The organism is Paraburkholderia sejongensis (assembly GCF_020880815.1).
In the GTDB taxonomy this organism is placed as follows: domain Bacteria; phylum Pseudomonadota; class Gammaproteobacteria; order Burkholderiales; family Burkholderiaceae; genus Paraburkholderia; species Paraburkholderia sejongensis.
In genome coordinates this window covers 32,895-51,524 of the sequence record NZ_JAJITD010000026.1, presented here as the reverse complement: position 1 = coordinate 51,524, position 18,630 = coordinate 32,895, and the positions used below count along the sequence as shown (strand labels likewise).

23 protein-coding genes are annotated in these 18,630 nt (G+C 60.5%); 14 read left to right on the top strand and 9 right to left on the bottom strand.

Annotated elements, in window-relative coordinates; genetic code table 11:
- Nucleotides 1-4 precede the first annotated feature (4 nt).
- The 3 genes from LJ656_RS32455 to LJ656_RS32445 form a co-directional block, all read right to left on the bottom strand.
- Nucleotides 5-1,675: a PRTRC system ParB family protein gene (locus tag LJ656_RS32455; protein ID WP_230513543.1), complete on the bottom strand. Its 1,671-nt coding sequence runs from the start codon at nt 1,673-1,675 to the stop codon at nt 5-7.
- Between the two features lie 229 nt (nt 1,676-1,904).
- Nucleotides 1,905-2,204, bottom strand: coding sequence for a hypothetical protein (locus LJ656_RS32450; RefSeq protein WP_230513542.1), 300 nt, complete (start codon nt 2,202-2,204; stop codon nt 1,905-1,907).
- 63 nt (nt 2,205-2,267) lie between these two features.
- Nucleotides 2,268-3,254 carry an N-6 DNA methylase gene (locus LJ656_RS32445; protein WP_230513541.1) on the bottom strand — a complete coding sequence of 329 codons (987 nt, stop codon included), beginning with the start codon at nt 3,252-3,254 and terminating at the stop codon, nt 2,268-2,270.
- 514 nt (nt 3,255-3,768) lie between these two features.
- Here LJ656_RS32445 and LJ656_RS32440 point away from each other — a divergent pair.
- From LJ656_RS32440 to LJ656_RS32400, 9 genes are all read left to right on the top strand, one after another.
- Nucleotides 3,769-4,197 (top strand): hypothetical protein, encoded by a 429-nt coding sequence (locus LJ656_RS32440; protein ID WP_230513540.1) that lies wholly within the window; start codon nt 3,769-3,771, stop codon nt 4,195-4,197.
- A gap of 96 nt (nt 4,198-4,293) precedes the next feature.
- Nucleotides 4,294-4,467 carry a hypothetical protein gene (locus LJ656_RS32435; protein ID WP_230513539.1) on the top strand — a complete coding sequence of 58 codons (174 nt, stop codon included), beginning with the start codon at nt 4,294-4,296 and terminating at the stop codon, nt 4,465-4,467.
- A complete protein-coding gene (locus tag LJ656_RS32430; RefSeq protein ID WP_230513538.1) occupies nt 4,464-4,754 on the top strand; it encodes a hypothetical protein in 291 nt (96 codons plus the stop codon). Before LJ656_RS32435 ends, LJ656_RS32430 begins: the two co-directional genes overlap by 4 nt.
- A 3-nt stretch (nt 4,755-4,757) precedes the next feature.
- Nucleotides 4,758-5,972 (top strand): DUF1173 family protein, encoded by a 1,215-nt coding sequence (locus tag LJ656_RS32425; RefSeq protein WP_230513537.1) that lies wholly within the window; start codon nt 4,758-4,760, stop codon nt 5,970-5,972.
- Between the two features lie 54 nt (nt 5,973-6,026).
- Entirely contained in the window at nt 6,027-6,521 is a 495-nt protein-coding gene (locus LJ656_RS32420; protein ID WP_230513536.1) for a hypothetical protein, read from the top strand.
- 24 nt (nt 6,522-6,545) lie between these two features.
- On the top strand, nt 6,546-6,860 hold the full coding sequence (locus tag LJ656_RS32415) for a hypothetical protein (protein ID WP_230513535.1): 315 nt from the start codon (nt 6,546-6,548) through the stop codon (nt 6,858-6,860).
- 56 nt (nt 6,861-6,916) lie between these two features.
- Complete coding sequence (locus LJ656_RS32410; RefSeq protein ID WP_230513534.1) at nt 6,917-7,309, top strand: DUF7682 family zinc-binding protein; 393 nt, start codon at nt 6,917-6,919, stop codon at nt 7,307-7,309.
- Nucleotides 7,310-7,406: 97 nt separating this feature from the next.
- Nucleotides 7,407-8,075, top strand: a complete 669-nt coding sequence (locus LJ656_RS32405) for a Lar family restriction alleviation protein (protein ID WP_230513533.1) — start codon at nt 7,407-7,409, stop codon at nt 8,073-8,075.
- A gap of 77 nt (nt 8,076-8,152) precedes the next feature.
- Nucleotides 8,153-8,293: a hypothetical protein gene (locus LJ656_RS32400; RefSeq protein WP_230513532.1), complete on the top strand. Its 141-nt coding sequence runs from the start codon at nt 8,153-8,155 to the stop codon at nt 8,291-8,293.
- Between the two features lie 215 nt (nt 8,294-8,508).
- On the opposite strand, the gene LJ656_RS32395 is transcribed toward LJ656_RS32400, so the two are convergent.
- Nucleotides 8,509-9,636: an integrase domain-containing protein gene (locus LJ656_RS32395; protein ID WP_230513578.1), complete on the bottom strand. Its 1,128-nt coding sequence runs from the start codon at nt 9,634-9,636 to the stop codon at nt 8,509-8,511.
- A 1,211-nt stretch (nt 9,637-10,847) separates the two neighbouring features.
- On the opposite strand from LJ656_RS32395, the gene LJ656_RS32390 reads away from it, so the two are divergent.
- From LJ656_RS32390 to LJ656_RS32375, 4 genes are all read left to right on the top strand, one after another.
- Nucleotides 10,848-11,870: a PRTRC system protein D gene (locus LJ656_RS32390; RefSeq protein WP_230513531.1), complete on the top strand. Its 1,023-nt coding sequence runs from the start codon at nt 10,848-10,850 to the stop codon at nt 11,868-11,870.
- The gene (locus tag LJ656_RS32385) at nt 11,867-12,211 is read left to right on the top strand and encodes a hypothetical protein (protein WP_230513530.1); all 345 of its coding nucleotides are present in this window, start codon (nt 11,867-11,869) and stop codon (nt 12,209-12,211) included. Before LJ656_RS32390 ends, LJ656_RS32385 begins: the two co-directional genes overlap by 4 nt.
- A 233-nt stretch (nt 12,212-12,444) precedes the next feature.
- Nucleotides 12,445-12,684 carry a hypothetical protein gene (locus LJ656_RS32380; protein WP_230513529.1) on the top strand — a complete coding sequence of 80 codons (240 nt, stop codon included), beginning with the start codon at nt 12,445-12,447 and terminating at the stop codon, nt 12,682-12,684.
- 140 nt (nt 12,685-12,824) lie between these two features.
- Nucleotides 12,825-14,153, top strand: a complete 1,329-nt coding sequence (locus tag LJ656_RS32375; RefSeq protein WP_425606058.1) for an IS4 family transposase — start codon at nt 12,825-12,827, stop codon at nt 14,151-14,153.
- Between the two features lie 44 nt (nt 14,154-14,197).
- On the opposite strand, the gene LJ656_RS32370 is transcribed toward LJ656_RS32375, so the two are convergent.
- The 5 genes from LJ656_RS32370 to LJ656_RS32350 form a co-directional block, all read right to left on the bottom strand.
- The gene (locus LJ656_RS32370) at nt 14,198-14,419 is read right to left on the bottom strand and encodes a hypothetical protein (protein ID WP_230513528.1); all 222 of its coding nucleotides are present in this window, start codon (nt 14,417-14,419) and stop codon (nt 14,198-14,200) included.
- Nucleotides 14,420-14,523: 104 nt separating this feature from the next.
- Nucleotides 14,524-15,609, bottom strand: a complete 1,086-nt coding sequence (locus LJ656_RS32365; RefSeq protein WP_230513527.1) for a primase-helicase zinc-binding domain-containing protein — start codon at nt 15,607-15,609, stop codon at nt 14,524-14,526.
- Between the two features lie 270 nt (nt 15,610-15,879).
- Nucleotides 15,880-16,659, bottom strand: a complete 780-nt coding sequence (locus LJ656_RS32360) for a hypothetical protein (RefSeq protein ID WP_230513526.1) — start codon at nt 16,657-16,659, stop codon at nt 15,880-15,882.
- Nucleotides 16,660-16,670: 11 nt separating this feature from the next.
- Nucleotides 16,671-17,105 (bottom strand): hypothetical protein, encoded by a 435-nt coding sequence (locus tag LJ656_RS32355; protein WP_230513525.1) that lies wholly within the window; start codon nt 17,103-17,105, stop codon nt 16,671-16,673.
- Nucleotides 17,106-17,212: 107 nt separating this feature from the next.
- Nucleotides 17,213-17,524, bottom strand: a complete 312-nt coding sequence (locus LJ656_RS32350) for a hypothetical protein (protein WP_230513524.1) — start codon at nt 17,522-17,524, stop codon at nt 17,213-17,215.
- A 388-nt stretch (nt 17,525-17,912) separates the two neighbouring features.
- Between LJ656_RS32350 and LJ656_RS32345 the strand changes: the two genes are divergently transcribed.
- The gene (locus LJ656_RS32345; protein WP_230513523.1) at nt 17,913-18,614 is read left to right on the top strand and encodes a nuclease-related domain-containing protein; all 702 of its coding nucleotides are present in this window, start codon (nt 17,913-17,915) and stop codon (nt 18,612-18,614) included.
- Nucleotides 18,615-18,630 lie beyond the last annotated feature (16 nt).

Here is an 18,630-nt window from a genome sequence, read left to right as displayed (position 1 = left end):
TGCGTTAATACTTGAGAACCTTCGGAACCTTGCCGTTATAGTCGAAGCCCTTGACGTTGAGCAGCGCATCGATGACCTCCGCCTTCGATTTGCTGAACACCTTCTTGAACTCGTCGCCGAGCGCGGCACGGATGCCAAGCTCGTCGGCCACCACCATCATTTCCGACTTCGTGATCAGTTCCAGAAACTCCTTGCAGAGCTTCCAGTGCTGGTTGAGGTCGAGTCGATGATGACGACACAGACTGGTCAGATGGTGAATGTCCAGACCCTGGATCGCCGCGATCGTGACGCCGGTGACAGCAAGCGCGAGCTTGGCATCATCAGCGGCGGCCACAGACGTCGCAGCCTTGGCCACGTCGGACACCGCGATCTTCTCTTCGGTCAGCTTTTCCCAGATGCCCTTCATCGTCGAATCATCGACGCAGCGGGCCTGTCCGGCGAGAGCGAGCGAGACAAGGTATCGCTGGGCAAGCACGGCATTGCGGCCAACCTCGCTGCGCAGGGCTTTACGCCACAGCGCCACGCGATACGTCTTGATGCGGTCCGATTCGGCAACGACTGTCGCCGGCGGATTGCCCGTCGTCGAGTGGGCGGCGCCGGAGGCCTTGGCAGCCGGCTTCGCTGCACCAGTTCCGCCGCCCTTCGCTTCAGGCTTCGGCTGGGCAGCAGCTTTTTCAGCCTGCAGGCGCTTCGCAACCATCTTCATGTTGCAGACGGTGTCGAAGCACTGGCCCTTGTAGACCTTGCCGATCGAGTCAGGCAGCCCGCTCACCGCAGCGCCGTAGTTCTGGCATGCGTGGCAGGCTTTCGCCTGTTCCTCGCCGACACCCTTTGCACCCTCCACCGCAAGCTGTATCCGGGTGTGGTTGTCGCCCGCGCGCACGATGCGCACGACCGGGAAATCATCGCGAAGATTGGCGGCGACCGCCTCGAGCTGTTTCTCCGTTTTCTCGTTGAAACAGGTACGGTTCGTACAGTTGCCCGTGGCGATGGATTCGCCGAACATCTCGCCCTGCGTGGACGAGTTGTGGGCACAGTTCGCGCAGTCGGTCTTGTCGAAGATAGCGGCAGACAACGAACAGGCAACCTGTTCGATCGTCTTCTTCAATTCGGGGACCGGCTTGCTTTCCTTGATGATGACGGGCACCAGCTTGTCCTGCGTCTCCTTCGGAAGCGCGGCCAGCAGCTCCGCGTGACCCAGAAGGATCTGGCGGGTGTTGAGCGCTTCGAGAACGGAAGCACTGCAGTTCATCAGTGCCAGGCGCTTGTCGAGCGTGGCGCGCGACCATCCGAAGATGCGCGCGACCTCGTCGCGGTCGCCCTTGCACAGGCCAACCTGCTCGGCCGCGGCTATCGCCTCTTCAGCCGGCGACATATCCGCACGCTGGATGTTTTCGATGATCGCAAGCTGTTTGGCTTCGACCTCATCGATCTCCCTGACGACGACGGGGATCTCGTAATCCTCGCCATGTGCCGTCATGGCCGCCCTGTATCTGCGGCCACCTGCGACGAGGGCAAATCCGCCATCGTCGAGCGGGCGAACAATGACAGGCTGGATGACGCCCTTTTCGCGCACCGAAGCCGTCAGCTCTTCCATTTCCGCCGCGTCGAAGTACGTGCGGGGATTGGCAGCGATGGTGATCTGTTTGAGGGAAAGAGTAGGTTGCTGTTGCATTGTGGGTCTCCGGGGAGGGAACCCAGCCCAGCCGGGAGTGAGTTCCCGAAGGGTTGAACAACAATAGACCGGCCAAAGCCGGAGAGTCGATGCGTCAGGGACGCGGGTGATAACGCAAAGATACCGCCGTCCACAGCGCCAACGGCGCGCAAAGCTTGCGTAAACACCGTGCCTCTCGCATAAACGAAAAAACCCGGCGCGTGGCCGGGTTGTGGAGGGAGTGAATGTTTCAGATGCGTGGGCATTGAAAGACATTGTGATCGTCGAAACAGAAGGAGCACATGTCCCCATACTCTCCGTCCGACTCCCACTGGATACAGCCGTCCCGCCATGCCTGGGCAAGGGTCGGCTCGTCGGCAAAAAATGTCGGGATCGGCGGGTCGCTGAGCAATGAGGACTCTGCGTCGCGATAGCCCAGCGCCTGAGCGTCGGCCAGTGCGAGTCCGAGCAGACCGGTGTTCGGGTCGGTGAGACTCGCGATTTTTGCCAGCGCAAACGCTAGGCGGACATCTAGGTAGGCGCATGCCATAACGGGTTCTCCATTGCCGGAAACCCGTCCCGTACGGGATCGGGCCCCGAACGGTTAAGGAAATTAGAACAGCGCTAGCTGGTCGATCTTCGCGAAAAGCTTTACAGACGGTTCAGCCTGCACGACATCGAAGTCGAAAGCGGCGTGCGCTGCTTCGATTTCTTCGGCGATGGCCACGTCACCTTCCGTATCGATTCCCGGCTCAACCGCTTCCGGCACGTCTAGTCGTTCGGCGGACGCAGGCGCACGAGCTTCCACGGGCACTGCTCCAATCGCCTCGGCCGCAGCAGCTTCAGCTTCCCGGCGGCGCAGCTTCCAGCTCCATCCTCCCAGAATGTGTGCGGGCGTGTACCACGTCCCCCAGACATCGAGAGTCAAGGCATTGCCGTGGACAATTACAGCAGGAATGTGAAGCAAGGCCAACTGCACGTAAGCCATGTGCACACAGCAGGGGTCGATATCCACGCACGTAGCATGCATCGCCTGCTGATAGTTGTGCCCGGCGTCGTGAAGCGATTCCGCCACTGCGACGACCATGCCACCAGCGCCGCAGGCCGGCTCCTGAACACGGATGAAACCGTGCTCCCGAACTGCCGGACCGCCGTCTCCGATGGTCATCATCGCCATCATGCGACTGACGTGATAAGGCGTAAAGAACTGACCTGCCCGCGAGTTGCCAAGCTCCAGCATCATGTACGTTTCACCGAGCACATCGGTCAGCCCGGCCAACCCGACGCCTGTCCCACCGGCTTTCCGCATCATCTCAACCCGATGCTCGAATGACAGCGTGAGCTCGCCGAGCATCTGGGGAAAGAGAGCCTGCTCCGTTGGGGAATACTTCGCGATGATTTCGAGATAGCGCTTCTCGCGCGGCTCGAACTGCTTCAGGTCAACGCTGTTGCTGATGCTAAGAGCGCACATCTCCACGAAGTCCGAAAACACCGTGTGCGTGTGATGTCCATAGCTGAAACGTTTAATCAGGGCGACGAAGTTCTTCTGATGCGCGTCACCGGTTTGCTCATGTTTGCGCTCTGCGCTCTTGCGGCTCATATGATGTCCAGATGAGTAGGACGAGCACGCGCCCATAGGAGCTTGTGCCCCTACGGGATTGAAAAGATTGGCAGTGGATGCCGTGGTCGATGCGCGTGTGCGCGGTTGATGTGAGAACGATACGGCGCGTAGGCTCCTCGGCGCGGTCGAATGACGGCGATTTCGCCTAGCCTCTTTCCCCGGCCCGCTCAGAGTTATCCCCACTTTCGGGGGACAAACTTGTGGATAACTGCGACACCGGACTCGAACGCGGCCGATGCCTCTGACGCTGCGGAGCAACCGCCCTTCAAGGGCAAGTTCCGCCATCGTTTAACGCGTTACGGACCTATCCCGGGAATGGTGGCAATTTTGCTATCTCTTTCCAGCCATGCATTTACATCACGCTTTCAAACTATCGGCATTGAACAGGTTGAATGGTCCGGTTTTTCCGGTCCCTTTGTCCGGCCGTGAGAAGGGCGTTCGCCTGAAAATAGCGAGCAGTGCCGCCCTCGCGGCACCGACAACATCGGTCATCATGAAATTCAGTCAACGCGCCACGCTGTCCATCCTCGCCATCGCCGTGCTCACGTCGACGGTCACGATCGGCCTTGCTGGGATCCAGTTGCAACCTCAACGCGCAGCCGTCGGCGTTGTGGTCGACACCGCAATCGTTGCGGAACTGACGGGCGTCTCGGATGCGATCGAAGATTTGCCGCCTGACCTTCGCTCGGGCGTTCTGGCCCGTCACGAAGTGCGCTCGGAAGAGGCGCTGCGCCAATCACTGACTGCGCAGCGCGCCAATCTTGCGGTAGCCGAGCGGGAGCGCGCTCAGGAGATCGCGGCGCACGACCGGCGCGCAGCGTGGCTGATCGCCCTCGCCCTGTTTAATACATTCGCTACAGCGGTCGGTGCCATTTCGCTCCTCGACGCGTATCGGGCGAAGCACAAGCCCACGCGGCCCTGACCGGAATGCGACTGGCGACAGATCAGTTGGAGCCCGCCACGGGCTATTGCATCGAGACGCGCGCGCGCGCTGTCTAACGGCTACTTTCCCGGCCTCGTGCTTGAGCGCACCTTCATCCAGAAGCATGTCGTCGAAGGCGTGACCTTCCTTGAATTCCAGAACGCGACAGGCGCGCGCCACGTTATCGACGCTTCGACCATCGAGCGCATCATCCCGCTCGGGCGGATGGCCCGGCACGGCGACGCTCTCCGTACCGCAGAAATTCCATGACCAGAATCGTCCTTGAATTCCTAGATACAACGCGTGGACAAGGTGCCAGCGGTGCCACCGCGCCAGGCCTACCGGACTGCTGGATGGACGCGCTAATTGGCGACGGACATGTCGAGGAGCGCGACTACATCGCGCCCGGCATACTGCGGCGCGTAGTGGCTCGCTTCCCGACCGAACATCACCTTAACCAGTTTGCCAGCAGCGTTCGTCAGGTGAGCAAGCTGCTCGGTACGCGGGCTTTTCGCGCTGCCAACGGCATCTCGATAACCGATTTCCTCCGGAACTGACCGATGACAAACGTCCGATTCGATGGCCTGGTGACGTCGCTGGAAGACGTGCAGGACAATCCCGCGCGCTTCGCGATACGGCTCGAACGGGCGAAGCGGTCGCCGGGCTACGCCGAGTGCCTATGCCGGTCCGCCGCCGGCGGACAGCCGTTACGGCTCGTCGTTCGCAGGTACGGCGCACTGTTCCATCTGGCGCGCTGGCCGGAGGAAGGGGCTCATCACGACCGCGACACCTGCTCCTTTTTCGCCGTGCCCGCGGAATCGGGAGCGTCTTCCGGGTCCGAACTCGAAGCAATTCGCAGCACTCCGATGGGTATCAACGCGAGGCTCGACGTCTCACTTACCGTTCGGACCGTAGGTACCGTAAGAGGCGAGCGCGCGGCAAGCGACAGCACACGTTCCGCGACGCGCCGATCGGCGCCCCTTCTCGGATTCCTGCAGCGCCTCTGGCACGAAGCGCGCCTGAACCAGTGGTCCGGCGAAGCGCAGCGCAACTGGGGAACGTGCAGCGCGCAGATCCTTGCCGTGCTCGGCGAGGGTAAGATGAACGGGAAACCTGTTCAGGATGTCGTTCACGTCATGCGCCGATACGAAGAAAGCGAAATCGCGACGATCAAGGCCGAGTTCGACGCATTCCTCGGCCGCATTCACACGACTCCCACAACCTCGGATCGCGGCGTGATCATCGCGGAGATAAAGGCGATCGACCCATCGAAATACGGTTTCGTCATTCGGTTGCGCCAGACCTTCGAAACGTTCTATGCATCGAAGACGTTGATCGAGAATGCGGCCCGGTCTTTCCGGCATGCATGGCCGATGATCGGCAAGCCTGAAGCGCGCATCGTCGCCGTGCTCGTCGTTGAACGCACGAAGGACGGCAATCTGCGAGCGATCGATCTCGCGCTGCAGCTTTGCAACCGCGCATTCATTCCCTGCGACTCGAGCTACGAAGTCGAGATGGCGAATCGTCTCGTCGTGGAACGCCGGCGGTTCGACAAGCCGCTACGCCGCGACGAGTCGGACGACATGCTGCCCGACTTTCGCCTGACGGACACGGCGCGCCCAACCGCCATCGAGATCTATGGCATGGAATCAAACGATGCCTACCGCGCGCGCAAGTTGCAGAAGCAGGCGCTGTACGCTTCACGCAACGAGCCATGCGTTGAATGGGTACCGCCGTCGCCGCTCTCCTCGGTCGCGCTTCCGGCGCCGGCTTGACTTGCTGACGATTTCGATAGGGTGAGCACACTAGCTCAAAACAGGACCGTCACAGTGGAATCCAACTCTTTCTTTCTCCAACGCACTGTTGCGCGCGGTGCCGACTGGCACGTCAGTTACCCGGCACTCTGCATGGCGAGCTCGACGGACCCCGTCGACGAGCGGCGCAAACAGATCGTCGTCGCGACCGCGAACGACAGTGGCATGCGGATGGCCTTCTTCAGCTCACTCGGCGCCATTCTCGACTTTCAGGCGTCCTGGGCAGAAATGGATGGGGCCACGCGCGGCTGGCTGAACTTCACGACACGCTGGAATAGGTGGTGGTTACCGGACGCGGCCGCTCTGGGCAACATCGAGCGTCACGCCAACGCGCCAACCGACGTTCGGTTCACTGCGAGCAGCGGGCGCGTCGCGCCTGCCGACACGGACGGATTCCGTCGTTACCTCGACATCATCGAGCAGCATTACCGCCGCGACGAGACCATCTCGCGCACCCTTTTTCCACCCGACGCCGCTTCCGCGGTGCGGTCGCGGGCCACCGCCCCATAAATCACTACCTTTACGACCACGCGCATGAGCAGTGTCATCCCGTTCGCGCGCCTGCGCGTCACTACCGACCAACGCACCCACCGGCCCGGCGAGTGCGACCATCACAACATCCGCCTTGACCCACGCGGCGGAATCGTTACCTGCCGGGATTGCTCGGCCGCGCTCACGCCTTTCTGGGCGCTCACCATGCTCGCCGACCAGTACGCCGTCGCTCTGGCTCACATAGAGCGCCTGGAGAGAAGGCTTGCGGGCGCGGACGCGCGCATTCTCGACCTGTCGGCCGAGCTCGATGCCAAACAGGCAAAAGAGCCGTCAAAACACTCTCCAACCTTCCCTTGACTGAAGGACCCTTCATGGTCGAATGAGCTATCAGCTATCCCAAGGACAACATCACCATGAAGCGCAACTTCCCCTGCGGCCACTCGGGCAAAGGCAAGTACTGCCATACCTGCGCCGCCATCACGCAAGCGAAGGCGGCACACGCGCGCGAGCGGCAGCACAAGCGTCGCGCCAAGGCGGAATCGGCCGCAGCCGATCCGATCGATCTGTCTTGCGTCGAGCACCTTCCATCGGTCCAGAACGAGGCTCGAATGGTCCTGGCGAAGGTGCGGGACGGCACGCACCCGTATGCCCTGAAGGGAAAGCCGATCCGGTCCTCGAATGGGCAACTGCTCTCTGTGCCGGTTGGATACGCCTACCGGCTGATGTTCGACTGTGAGTCGTTGCGCCCGCTGCGTCTGCTCTCTCACGAGGCGTACAACCGGGCCGCCGACATCCTGCGGGCCTAACCGCCGCAATCAGTGCTTTTTCCTCTCATCTCATGCGATTGACGCCGGTCAGTGAACATTACAATTCACACGACATACACTGACCCGCGGAAGCTCCATGACTGATGAACTATCCCCCTGCGCACACTGTGGCGGCAACTGGGCGTTCGGCTGGTCCCAACGAGTGATTGGGGGCCGCATCAGGCCTTCCACCGATGTTTTGCAGATCAACGCCAGTACCGCCCCCGTGATGAACGATATGGAAGCACGGTCTCTGTCGGAGCCGCCGACCGAGAAGCTTTGCTGCATCCTGTGCGAGGACTGCGGGATGCAGACGCCGTGGATCCCGTTCACCGACAACAAGCACGCCGCGCTCGATGAAGCCGGGAAAATCTGGAACACGAGACTGAATCGACCGGCCGCTTCGGAAGGCGACCTGCTTGATCTTGTCCGCAAGGAGATCTCGCCGATCGACGCGCCGTACGTCCTTGATCTGCTCGCGCGGACAGCGGAGGACTGGGAGAAGCGCGGCCCGATCCTGTCGATGCTCGCTCAGAAGATCGTCGACGGGAAAATCACGACTCGCGACTTCTGGCCCATCGATCCGGTGCTGGAGGACGCCGCGCGCTACCGCACCCTGCAGCAGATGGCACGCTTCGTCTACATCGATGGCGTGGCGTCCGTGCAGTTTCCGCGCATTCCGGCGACCGGCGGTGACGAGGAGTGCTCGTTCGAGACACGCGTCTCGGCAGCCGTCGACGATCTCCCGGATCGCAACCGCTGGTGACTTGACTTCTTGGGAGCGGCGTCATACTGAAATCAGTTCTCGCCGCATCGGTGAGCGAACAACCTTTCGGAGAAAATATGTCACCTGTCGATTACATCCGCGCCGCGTACCGCCACCGCGAGAAGCTGGTGCCGCAACTGCTCACGCTTCTCGCGATCGGCATCATACTCACCTACCACGCTTTGACGAGCCCAATGCTGAACTGGCTTTTTCAGTGACAGCCCCGTTCTAAAGACTCCGTCCGGCCGTGTACACGTAAAACGCGTTTTTCTGCGCAAGTTCCTACGCCTTTGATTGCACAGGATTTTTAATTGTGTCGTTTATAGACCAGCGACCAAAACGGCACATTGTGTGTACACGTTCGGCTGCAGCCGGCTTTCACGCGTGGTATCGCAACGCCACGATCGCAAAACGAACCGGTCGCGTTCTGCCGTTACGAGCCCAATAGCTTGTAGAGAGTCTGACGCGACACTCCGAGCGCTACAGCGGCATGAGACTTTATTCCGCCGGCACGGGTCACCGCTTCTTGTGCCATATCCCGCGTGATCGAACGTTTCTTTCGAGCGTTCATCGCCGCATGCGTTGACAGGTAAGCGTTCGCCTTTGTCGCGCGACTGTGTCCGGCTGCCTCGACAATGCGCTGCATCGCAGCCTTGTGCGCCTCACGGTCTACCCGTTCCGTGGGTTGCTTGATCGGCGCCTCAACGCCAGTGATCCGCTCGTACATTTGCTGTAGGTACTGGTGGCGAAGACCATGGCTCGTAACTCCTATACCTGCCTGGGTGACACCGTGCTTTTTGAGCACATGATAGTAGTGTTCACGCCACTGTTTTTTTGTGTATCCATGCGGGATCGTTGACCCGGTATAAGGGTTCGAAAGCGTCGCCGCTTCCTCGAGCACGGCAAGCTTGAGTTCTATCGGCACGACGCGCTCACGGCCGCCCTTTGTGCCGTGGCTGACGTCAAGCAGTTCGTCGTTACGCACGGCCTCCAACGGTCGAAGCAGGAAACTCTCTTCAACGCGAAGACCAAAAGCCGCCTGGAGTTTCAGTTGCACTGCCACGTTCGGGTGACTGACAGCGATCTCGTTGATCTTGGCTTCAGCGTCGATTCCATTTCCTTCCCACGACTTGTCTCGCAACGCGACGTACGAGCGTACGAGGTTGTGCTGCTCGCGGTCGACATAGTCCGCCAGCGTGCCGATCAGATTCGGCTTCTTCATCCACACACACAGGGCTCGCAGATACGTCAGCTTGTTTTCGATCGTCCCTCCTGTCTGTTTCGCATCGATCCAGAACTTGACGAGAAACTCGACGTGCTTGTGCTTCAGTGAGTACGGAGATTGCAGCGAGAAGCCATTCCGGCGCAACTCTTCAAACGACTTGCAGATCGCCAATGTCCGGCGCTCCTGCGTCTTAATCGAAAGCGGCTTGGCGCTGATTCTCGTCCGGCTATGGACGCGATTCACGTTTTCCAGAAGCAGTTGTTCCAATGCAGCCTTGAAGTCGGCACCCAACCAGTAGTCGCGCAGCACCGCGCGCACGTTCAATATCGCTGACATCCTGATGTCCCCATGCATATAGCGCCGCGCAGCCATCGTTGCACAGCTACCCGTCCGCACGCCGCGGCGCCGGATACCGTTTTCAACGTGACCGCTTCGCACGGTCATCGTCGTTTGCGCTGCGGGCGGGACGCCGGGAGCCTATCCCCTGCATCAACCTGACCGCGCTGCGCGTTGCGTGCCCCGCCGGGTACTGCCTTCCCGTCCTTTAGCGATTCCATTCGATCAGCCCCGCACGTGGAAGAAACGTGCATCGACTGTCCAGATTGCTGCCTGCTGCGAGACGCCGCGCTTACGCGCGATGCCTGCCTGCGATATCTGCTTTCCTGCCATCACCGCACCGGATCTGCCTTTGCAGAGTCCATCGTCGTTGATCTGGCCCGCTGTATCGTAGGTCGGGCAGAGCTCTTTCGCTCCGCGATCCCGACTCCGCCGACTGCTCTGGCTGCCGTGCCGGCCTATGACACGCTTCGCGTGCCCGTGTGCTCCTGTCTCTCGACTCGCACGACTGCGGCCAACTGCCCGGCAATTCCTTTTGCGCTCTTCTTTCTCCGGCTGCGCCCGCCGTTCGTCTTCCGTACAGGGATGTGCTCGCTTTCACGGCGACCACATACCCCCACCCCCAAGTCCGTTCAATCTGCCGCTGTGTATCGGGCTTCATGCAACGGTCCCAGCTTCGTGTGCTGAAAGGGTGTGTCCATGCGGGTCTGAGTCGTCGTCCGCAGTGTCAATCTGTCAACACTGTCAACCGTACACAACGCCTCATCGCGCAAATCCGGGCAAAACCGCCCGCAAACCCAATGGATATCGCGTGTCCATGGTCCTCAGTGTGGATCAGGGTGCACTTGATTTGATTCAGAAAAAGGCCGCGTCAGATTGCGGCCGTTGACAGGAAGGGGTTTCGCCAGGCAAAGCGATCCCTTCAATGGTGAAACTCGGAGGTCGATGCGCTGATCGCGCGGTGGGTAACGAAGAGAATAGCCGTGCGCGGGGCTTCGAGCCCTGCGAAAGCTACGTAAATGTAGCGGGCTTAAGTTGCCTTGACTTTGCAGAGCGCGGGATAGACTGAAATCAGGCAGAACTGACAGAAAAGTATCAGTTAAGTGTCACTTTCGGCTTCGGCAATCTTCTCGCCCCAGCTATCTGACACTTAAGTGTTAGATAAGTGTCACTTTGCCATTAGCGCAAACTAACCTTCGAATGGAGTCACATTGAAAACTTCCGTCTTTGCCGTCGACGTCGGCTATGGCAACACCAAATACGCGTACCGCGCGGCAAGCGGCACGATCGCCACCGGCATGTTCCCGTCGCTTGCACCGCTCGCGGCCACTCGCGCTCTTTCCGCTTCCGGCGAGGCCGTGCTTACCTCCCGCAACGTCGCAACGATGATCATCGACGAAGTCGAATATGAGGTGGGGCCAGACGTGCCGTTGACCGCCGCCTATGGCAATACGGGCCGCGCGCTTTCCAACGATTTCGCTCTCTCGGATAACTACGCCGCGCTGCTTGCAGGTGCGATTCACTTCTCAGAAGTGACACACGTAGAGAGGCTTGTTCTCGGGCTGCCGGTCCACACGATGCATAAGCTCTCCGAGAAGCTGAAGGAGCGCTTCACTGGCAAATGGGACTTCGGCGCTGGGCGCGTGACAGTCGACAAGGTCGTCGTCATTCCTCAGCCGCTCGGGTCGCTCGTATCGGCGTCGGGCAACCGGCAGAAAGAGTTCGGCCGCGATAGCGCGCATCTTGTCGTTGACGTCGGATATTTCACGACTGACTGGGTCTATGCAAACGGCTTCACCATGGACGACAGGCGAAGCGGCGGAATGCCTGGCGGCGCCTCGCAGATCTACCAGCGTATTGCAGGCCTGCTCGCCCGCGACCAGGACGAAGAGGTCGAAGATCTGGAGCTCATCGACAAGGCTCTGCGGGAGCGGACGCCTTTCCGGTTTAATGGCCACGAGATCGACCTCGACCCGTATCTCGACAAATCGCAGCCTTTGATCACTGGCGTCGTCAAGGAAATGCAGAACAACGTCGGACAGCTTACCAACGCGAGGTCGATTATTCTGTCGGGCGGCGGTGCCGCGCTTTATGCACCGGCGATCCGGCGTGCGTACCCCCGTGTCACGATGGAAATTATCGACGCCCCCTGCCTTGCCAACGTCAAGGGCTTTCTCGTCGTCGGCGAGGCGGGGCTTGCACGTGAACGCACTCGCGAGCCTGCGAAAGCATGAGCGACAAGCTCCAGATGAAGGTGGTCATCGACGAGGTGACCACACCGCTCCTTTACGCGAGACTATCGGCGGCCCGTTCGCCTCGCGAGCGGGCCGCGCTACTGCGATCGATCGCGGAAGCTGGACTGCGAGACGCAGTCAACGGCGAATCCAGCCGTGCCACCCGCGCCTCCGCCGATGGTCTCGTTGTTGCTGGGCGGCAGTCGGAATCACAACCGGCTCCGTTCCGCGAAGTGCAGTCGCGGCCCCACGAGTTACCGCTCGAAGTCACTTCCGTCGACAGCTTTGATCATGCACACGACACCGACGCGCTGGCCAACGAATTCGCATCGTTCTTCTGAGCGCGGAAATCCCCACTTGACTTCTTCCCGTGGCTGCGAAGATAGGTCCATCGGCCTGCGTGACGGGTCTTTTCAATGAGGTAGGAAAATGGATTTTTTGCACGTACTCACCAACGCGGACTGGACTCGTGCCGCACGCTTCTGGCTCCTCGTGGCTGCGGGCGTTGCTGCCTGGGAATCGGCGTATCACCTGCGCGGCGCGGTACTGTCGTGGCTTCGAAAGGATCGCGACCATGCTTGAGAGATTCTGGGCTCTCGATCCTCTCGCACGGCGCGCGGTTACCGCCGTCGGCCTTTTCGGATTGATGTTTATCGTCCTTCTCTTTCCGACGTGCGATTTCACGGTTTGGCTGTTCTTCACACTCAGCACCGCCTTTCTTTGGGCGATCGGGATCCTTCGCCCGTTCCTTGTCATGATGTACTACCTTCTGCAGACGGTCCTGCGCATCAAGACGCGGCCGTGGTGGTGGTGATAGAACGACGAGCGGTTCATACAGGCGAAAAAAAACCCGGCCATCGGCCTAATGCCGTTCAGTTAAGCGACTGAACGGCATTTTTGTTTCCCGCGCAAAGTAGTTGTAAACGGGGCATGGCGATGTTAACTTGCATCGCCATGCTGGTTGATGATCTGCGCCTCCTTGTCGACTCACAGCCGCCGCTCGAATGGGACCGGCTGGGCCAGCATCTGCCATACGAATGGATCGAGTCTGCCGTGCAGGATAGTGGCAGCGCCAGCGTACGTCGGCGTCGACTTCCCGCGCAACAGGTCGTCTGGCTGGTGATCGCGCTCGCGCTGTACCGGCACCGGTCGATCAGCGAGGTGGTCGATGAACTGGACCTTGCCTTACCTGTGGCTGATGCGTCGTTTGTCAGCAGGAGCGCTATCACCCAGGCGCGGCAGCGCGTCGGCGCGGCGCCCCTGGCGTGGCTGTTTCACGAATCAGCCAGAAACTGGGTTGCGCAGGATCAGGAGCGGTACCTCTTCAAGGGATTCTCGCTGTTCGCGATGGATGGCACCACGCTGCGCACCGCCGACAGTGCCGCCAACCGCAGACATTTCGGCGCCTCTGCCGCCGCTCATGGCCGCATTGGCAGCTATCCCCAACTGCGCGCGGTTACGCTCACCGCCCTTGCCACGCACCTGGTACGCGATGCAGTGTTCGGCCCTTACGACATCAACGAAATGATGTCGGCGCGCGAGCTCATTGCCCGTGTGCCGGCCAATTCCATCACCGTATTGGACAGGGGGTTCATGTCGGCCCAGCTCCTGTGCAATCTGGTCTCGGGCGGCGAGAACCGGCATTACATCATCCCGGCCAAATCCAATATGCGGTGCGAGGTCGTGAGCGGGCGCGACGGTGACCAGATCGTGCGTATGCGCGTCTCACCGCAGGCGCGCACGAAGTGCCCGGATTTGCCCGAATCCTGGCAGGCGCGCGCCGAGCTCGCCGTGGATGCAGGTGGGCGGCAACGCACGCTGCAGACCTCCCTGACTGATCGAAGGCGGTTCAAGGCTGCCGACATCGTGTCGTGCTACGAGCGTCGCTGGCAGATCGAGACCAGCTACCACGAGTTCAAGCAGTCGATGCTGGGCATGGAGCTGACCCTTCGCAGCCAGACCGTGGAAGGCGTCTATCAGGAATTCTGGGGCGCCCTGATCGCCTATAACCTGATCCGTCTGGAGATGGCCAAAGCGGCGATCGACGCCGGGCACGCGCCAGATGAACTGAGCTTCACCCGCGCGTTCCACACCATCCAGTACGAAATGACATGGGCGGCCGTGACGCGCTCCTACGGCAAACTGCCCGCACTGCTCAAGCGACTGCGCGAACGGCTCAAGCAACTTCCCAACGAAAAACGGCCCGGACGCTCTTGCGTTCGGGCCGTCAAATCCAGACCATTTCGTTATACCGTTCGAGTCCTCAAAAGAGACCTTAACTGAACGGCATTACGGCCATCGGCCGGGTTTGTCTTTATGAGTTTGAGTCAATGCAACAACGCGATACCGCGAGCTCGTCCCTGATGGCGAACGCAATAGCTCCACGCGTCATCCAGTTCCAGGCCGACCTTTTCAGGCTTCGCATTTACTGCCTGACGCCGGTCGAGCACATCGTAAGCCTGCGCTTCCGATTTGCCGACTCGCGCCGAACCGTTTTTGATGCCGGACGTAGCAACAATCTCGAACCGGCCAACAATCATCTTGAACATGCTTCTCTCCATGAGGGAAGGCCCAGACGGATTGCGGCCCCGGCGGGGACGAATCCCCACCGGGCGGTTAAGAACAACTACTTAGCGGCCAAAGCCGCCACTACTCAGATATGCAGTGCCTCGCGCGTCCTGCCGAGCCGGACCGGGACGGCAGGACTGCGAGGCTTGCTACATGTCGCCACCCATTCGTCCGCGAAGTCGGTGCCGCGGACTTTTGGGCGGTGAACGATCGCTGTATAGCCGTCAGCGCGGAGACGCCTGGCAAGCACCAACGCATCAGCCATCCCAGGCGACTTTCGCGTTTTCGGATCAACCGCATCAAAATCCGCGAAGATGTGCACGACGCGAATCCCAAGGCCATCAGGTACAACGAAATCCGAAAGCAGCACGCGGTTAAGGCAGTACCAGACGGGCACACCGAAAAGCATGTGCGCGCCGAGCACCGATTCCAGCCCTTCGCCCACGCCGATCTCGCCGTTGACCGGCTCCATCAGCCGGACTGCGCCGCCGTTGAGTTTGTTCAGCGTCACGTCGTTCATCTTTGAAGGCAGAACTTCGCCATCGTTAGTGATGATCGTCGCCTTCGCGGGCTTCGACCGATCGAGGAACGTCCGGTGAAGTGTGCCGAGGCGTCCATCGGGCAACGTGAATCTGGCCAGAATGCCCGGCCACTCTCCAATGACCTTCTTTTCGTGCCGGTACTCGAGCATGGCCAGACGCAGCGCCGGCGACGGCAACAGGTCAAGACCAGGCACACGCGCACGCAGATACCTGGACATGAGATCGTCGCGCCCGTGCACAACGGCGCTGTTCCACATCGACTCGAGCCGCTTTCGGGCCCATGCCGGATCGGCCTTTCGGCCGGGCGACGGCGCTGTACGTGAAAATCGCGGTGTGTCGCTCGCCGGCAGCGGTATGCCGCCGGCGAGCTCGAGCATCAGCTCCCGAAAGGTGATCCCCGCTGCTTTGCAGATAAGCTCGAACCCGTCGCCGGCCTTCATGCTTCCTTCATTGCATTTGCGGCACACCCAGTCTCCGCGGCCGCGCTTGTTGTCATAAGTGAAGCGGTCGTTGCCGCCGCAGATGGGACAAGGCGCGCCTTTCCCGGTCAATGAGGTTGCGGGCACTCCGTACTTCTGGAGCAACGCTACCCACTGTTCCGGGGACAGCTTCAGGTCCTTAACATTCATATGTCACTCCAGTAGTGGTGTGGTTGAGGTCGATGCCTTTACAGGCGGTGAAACCGTTGCTCAGAGAAGCCGTCCGTTACGCGCACGTCACGCGGAACGGCTTTTCGCAGCAAGGACGGCGCTGCCGGGTTGAGTTACTGAAAGATGCGAGGAAGAAGAACTCACCCTTCGCGCCCGCCCACCCCATGAGGGATGGTCAAAGCAGCGAAAAGGTGAGCCAATACAGGAACGAAGGTGAGGACTTTCGGGATCAGATGCGCTGAATGTCCATTACGACTTCTTTTTGATGGACCACAGCCACTTGTCCCACAGGACCTGAGCGCCTGTTGCATCAAGAATGGGCTCCCCGCGCGAATTGACTGCCGGCACCTTCGTTTTTCCGAGCCGCCGGACCTCGACCCGATCACCAATGCGGCAATGGGTCTCGGCGATTGCGTCACGCAGGCCTTCGCCCTGCAACAGGCGGGTCTGGCCACGGTTCTCCAGCGTCAGGCAGAAGGACTCATAGGTCTTGCCGGGACGCTTTCCATCGGGGAACACGCGCTCACCCCACGCCGTTACCACGCCGTAATGCGAACGCTCCGTGCGATGTGCTCCCGGCACTTTCGCGGACGATGCCAACGCTGGCGCCGCATTCTCGGTCACGACCGGTGCGGTCGCTGGCTTGACCTGCACGGGTGCACGAGGACGCTCTGCCTCTGCGGCCTCACGCTCCCGGGCGACCGGCGACGCCGCTGCCTTGATCGCCGCAGCGATCGCGTCCCTCAGCGGGCCGGGATGTTCGTCAACGACGGCCCAGTGAGGTTCGAGTGACGGCACGAGCTTCATGCCGACAGGCGTGTCGCGCAACTGGTAATCGAAGGCCGGCCGAAACTGAACGACCACATCGCCCTCGTCGCGAAAGAGCCGCGCCTCGCCTGCGATCATGACCTGACGCTCGTTGCGGCCGCCCTGGCCTACCACTACCGGCGCGGGTTCTGCCGACGCTGATACAGGATCGCCCACCCCGAAGAGTCCGCTCAGGACTTTGCCGAATATCGTTGCTGTCATCTCCGGCTCTCCTACAGCAACGAGCCGAAGCAGCAGCGACGAACATCTTCCATGTCGCGCTTCAGCAGCGGGTTACTGACGATCACGTCCTGCAGGATCTCGGGGTCGACGCCGTTGATAAGGCAGACGTACCGGTACGGCACAGCGCCGTCCCAGAATTCCATCACCCAGCCGAGGGTTGCCCGGTAGTCGTCGAGTTCGAGCTTTTTGCGGTTCCGAAGCCTGTCGCTAAAGAGCGTGCAGCAGTCCATCAGCGACTCAGGCATGTTATCGCCGCGACGACTGTCAGTGGCGAGGCCGACGAGTGCGTCGACCATCTTGTCTCGCACCGCCTCGCTCCAGAACTGCGGATCGGGAAGCGGATCAGGCTTGACAGGTGGGGGGGCAAGGATCGGCGATTCCCCGCCGAACATATCCAGTTGCCATGCCGTGATTTCGGTTGCCATGGGTTAACTCCGGTGAACGGGAACCCATGCCCGCAACGGGTTGGTTCCCGTTGGGGTGAAGTTGCAAAGACGCCCTTGAGGGCATCTTTGCGATAGTGGCGAGCCGACTATTCGTCGGTGCCTGTTTTAAGCGGAACAACGACAGGCGACTTGGCGTACTGTCGTTTGATAGGAGTTACAGCCGCCGTCGCGACCGCTTCGGCCTGAGGCTTGGCAGTCGTGGACGATGCCGGTGTTGTATCGCTCGTCTCCCTTTCGTCTTTCAACGCGTCGCGGATAGCTGTTCTGATCCACGGGATAGCGAGGAAGCCGACAAAGAGTGCGGCGAAAAACGAATGTGCCGCGAGCCAAAGCGCAAAGCACACTGCGAGAAACGACATGGGCGAACGGGTCGCCTTCATCAGGAACTGCTTCGGCATTTTTCTCTCCAGAAAAATTAACGCACTAGGGGATGTCCAGGCTGGAAGGCACTGGACCGTTTCGATGCTCGTGTGAGCAGGGAAATCGGGCGCGCGGAGAGACGCTTTCCTCACGACTCGGTCAAGACGTGACAAAAGCAACTATCGGCGGAAGCAACACGGGGATAGAGCGCGGCCGCAGCTACATCAAGGGCCAACACACTCGAGTCGATGCGTCCAGGACGCGGGGATAGGAGTGACTTTACGCATCGCCACTCAGGCCGGCGGCGGAAAAGCTTCAGAAAAGAGGTGTCCTTTCGCCTTTGCAACATGAATTCGGCGTCTTTCGCTTCCTTGACTTTGGAATAGCCGTGTCAAGCTGATCTCATCATCAACACATGGGGCAGCAATGTTTCTTGAGATTCTGCTGGGAGTCACCGCGTGGCAACTCGTCACTCGAAAAAAACGCCCGTCGTTCGGCAATCTGTTCCGCCCAAAATCCACGGACCGCAGCGCGACGCTCGGAAAAGCAGGGGAAGCGAAAGCCCACGCCGCGTTGCGCGACAGCCTGACCGCTCTCTGCGGCGCTGATTACCATCTTTTCAACGGCCCGATCATTATCGAGCACGCGCCTGGCGCGGACTTCCCCACCGCCGAGATTGATCACCTCGCCGTTACTCCATTTGGGATCTTCGTGTTCGAGACCAAGAACTGGTCGGGCTACGTCGGTCCTGCCTCGGTCCCCGGCTTCCTGACGAGGACAGATCGTGACGGCAACGCACAGGAACGACGTTCACCGCTCAAACAGAACCGGACAAAGGTCGCGTTTTTCCGCGGACGCCTTCCCTCGCTGTGGCCGGTGGCCGGCGCAGGGCTGCTCGTTTCTGACGATGCACATCTCAGCCCCGCACTGCATTCCGACCTTCTGGCTCTTAGCGACCTACCGCACTGGCTGCGCGCGCGACGCGACAGCTACGGCGGGATGCCACCCGTCGATGTTCAGAAGGCAGCCGGAGGAATCGCGCTTCTGATCGATACGTCAGGTGCTGCGATGGACTCTCATCGGGCGCGGCTCACGAGGCAAAACTTACCATTTCGCTTTCCGCAATAGAGTAAACGTTTCACAG

Bases quoted from the DNA above. Each gene is read 5' to 3' on its own strand.
- LJ656_RS32455 (WP_230513543.1), bottom strand. From the start codon at position 1,675: ATGCAACAGCAACCTACTCTTTCCCTCAAACAGATCACCATCGCTGCC.
- LJ656_RS32450 (WP_230513542.1), bottom strand. From the start codon at position 2,204: ATGGCATGCGCCTACCTAGATGTCCGCCTAGCGTTTGCGCTGGCAAAA.
- LJ656_RS32445 (WP_230513541.1), bottom strand. From the start codon at position 3,254: ATGAGCCGCAAGAGCGCAGAGCGCAAACATGAGCAAACCGGTGACGCG.
- LJ656_RS32440 (WP_230513540.1), top strand. From the start codon at position 3,769: ATGAAATTCAGTCAACGCGCCACGCTGTCCATCCTCGCCATCGCCGTG.
- LJ656_RS32430 (WP_230513538.1), top strand. From the start codon at position 4,464: ATGACCAGAATCGTCCTTGAATTCCTAGATACAACGCGTGGACAAGGT.
- LJ656_RS32425 (WP_230513537.1), top strand. From the start codon at position 4,758: ATGACAAACGTCCGATTCGATGGCCTGGTGACGTCGCTGGAAGACGTG.
- LJ656_RS32415 (WP_230513535.1), top strand. From the start codon at position 6,546: ATGAGCAGTGTCATCCCGTTCGCGCGCCTGCGCGTCACTACCGACCAA.
- LJ656_RS32410 (WP_230513534.1), top strand. From the start codon at position 6,917: ATGAAGCGCAACTTCCCCTGCGGCCACTCGGGCAAAGGCAAGTACTGC.
- LJ656_RS32405 (WP_230513533.1), top strand. From the start codon at position 7,407: ATGACTGATGAACTATCCCCCTGCGCACACTGTGGCGGCAACTGGGCG.
- LJ656_RS32400 (WP_230513532.1), top strand. From the start codon at position 8,153: ATGTCACCTGTCGATTACATCCGCGCCGCGTACCGCCACCGCGAGAAG.
- LJ656_RS32395 (WP_230513578.1), bottom strand. From the start codon at position 9,636: ATGTCAGCGATATTGAACGTGCGCGCGGTGCTGCGCGACTACTGGTTG.
- LJ656_RS32385 (WP_230513530.1), top strand. From the start codon at position 11,867: ATGAGCGACAAGCTCCAGATGAAGGTGGTCATCGACGAGGTGACCACA.
- LJ656_RS32380 (WP_230513529.1), top strand. From the start codon at position 12,445: ATGCTTGAGAGATTCTGGGCTCTCGATCCTCTCGCACGGCGCGCGGTT.
- LJ656_RS32375 (WP_425606058.1), top strand. From the start codon at position 12,825: ATGCTGGTTGATGATCTGCGCCTCCTTGTCGACTCACAGCCGCCGCTC.
- LJ656_RS32370 (WP_230513528.1), bottom strand. From the start codon at position 14,419: ATGTTCAAGATGATTGTTGGCCGGTTCGAGATTGTTGCTACGTCCGGC.
- LJ656_RS32365 (WP_230513527.1), bottom strand. From the start codon at position 15,609: ATGAATGTTAAGGACCTGAAGCTGTCCCCGGAACAGTGGGTAGCGTTG.
- LJ656_RS32360 (WP_230513526.1), bottom strand. From the start codon at position 16,659: ATGACAGCAACGATATTCGGCAAAGTCCTGAGCGGACTCTTCGGGGTG.
- LJ656_RS32355 (WP_230513525.1), bottom strand. From the start codon at position 17,105: ATGGCAACCGAAATCACGGCATGGCAACTGGATATGTTCGGCGGGGAA.
- LJ656_RS32350 (WP_230513524.1), bottom strand. From the start codon at position 17,524: ATGCCGAAGCAGTTCCTGATGAAGGCGACCCGTTCGCCCATGTCGTTT.
- LJ656_RS32345 (WP_230513523.1), top strand. From the start codon at position 17,913: ATGTTTCTTGAGATTCTGCTGGGAGTCACCGCGTGGCAACTCGTCACT.